The sequence below is a fragment of the Oleiphilus sp. HI0067 genome (genome assembly GCF_001635735.1).
Map to the genome: position 1 here is coordinate 1 of NZ_LWFI01001007.1, position 1,209 is coordinate 1,209.

The 1,209-nt window shown below is 45.2% G+C and carries 1 protein-coding gene; it reads right to left on the minus strand.

The genetic code is table 11. From position 1 onward, the window contains the following. Positions 1-148: 148 nt before the first annotated feature. A partial coding sequence (locus A3739_RS13360) for a TrkA C-terminal domain-containing protein (protein WP_231877077.1) occupies positions 149-1,209 on the minus strand: 1,061 nt, incomplete at its 5' end.

Here is a 1,209-nt window from a genome sequence, read left to right on the forward strand (position 1 = left end):
TGGAGATTACCATCACGATCGCCTTAATTTGTAACTTCCTCTTTTTGCCGGCCTTATTGTTGAAAGTGGATAAAAATAAGTCTTAGGGATAACTCGCATTGAGTTTCCCTTCTGGTGGTTGCAGAAACGTTTTTGGAAGTCTCGTTAACTAAAAATAAAGTATGATACTGCCAGCAACTGTTAGTAAAACATTTGCAAAAGCATAGGCTCCAGTATAACCAAGCGAGGGCAAGCTGCTGTTTGCTGCCTTTGTAACGACGCTCAATGATGCACCACTGGTCATGGAACCGGTGATTCCCCCCAGTAAATAAACAGGGTGGATCTTTAATACCAAGCGTCCAAATGAGTAACCAGCAGCAATGGGGACGGTTGTTACCACGATGCCGGCTAAAATTAATGTTGGGCCTGCGGCTGCAAGCGTCTCGATAATGTCGGCGCCGGCTCGCAGTCCAACTCCCGCCATAAATAGTAATAAACCGAACTCCATCAAAAACCATCTAGCTGCGTCAGGCATACGTCCAAAAGTAGGTTTCACACTCCTCAGATAACCAATTGCTAAACCGGATGCCAGTAGGCCTCCTGCGGAACCAAGTCCAATCGAGAGGTTACCAATGTTAACGGCAAACAAGCCAATCAATACGCCGATAGCGATCCCGAACGAAAAGGTCACCATATCTGTTTCCATCATTGCACGTTCAACGTGCCCAAGGTCCTTACCCAGCAGGTCAATGTATTCACCCAAACCAGTTACGGTAAGAATGTCGCCTTTTTTTAATTCAATATCGGGATCACATGGGATTTCTACGCGCGTGCGAGTAAGCTTTTTAAGCAGCACGCCGTATTGCTGGGGTAACTTGATATCTGATAGTTTTTTGCCTGTGATAGCAGGATTGATGACTACGATTTGAGCGGTATCGATTAAAGCATCAGTATTCTTTTCCGGAGTAATTTCTTGGCCCACATCAGCAAGAATTTCTGTGAAATATTCCGCGGTGCCAAGAATTAGAATTTCGTCGTCTAGCTGTAACCTGATGTTGGGGTTGCTGGCCAAGACCTCACCGTTTCGGCGCACTCTAACAACGGATCGTTTGTCCCAGTATTTTTCAGCCAAATCCGCAACAGGGACTTTGGTAAGAGATTCATTTGTTAGTCGGTAAACTCGAGCAGAGATATTACCAATATTATAGTCATCACTACCTTGTCTGGCTT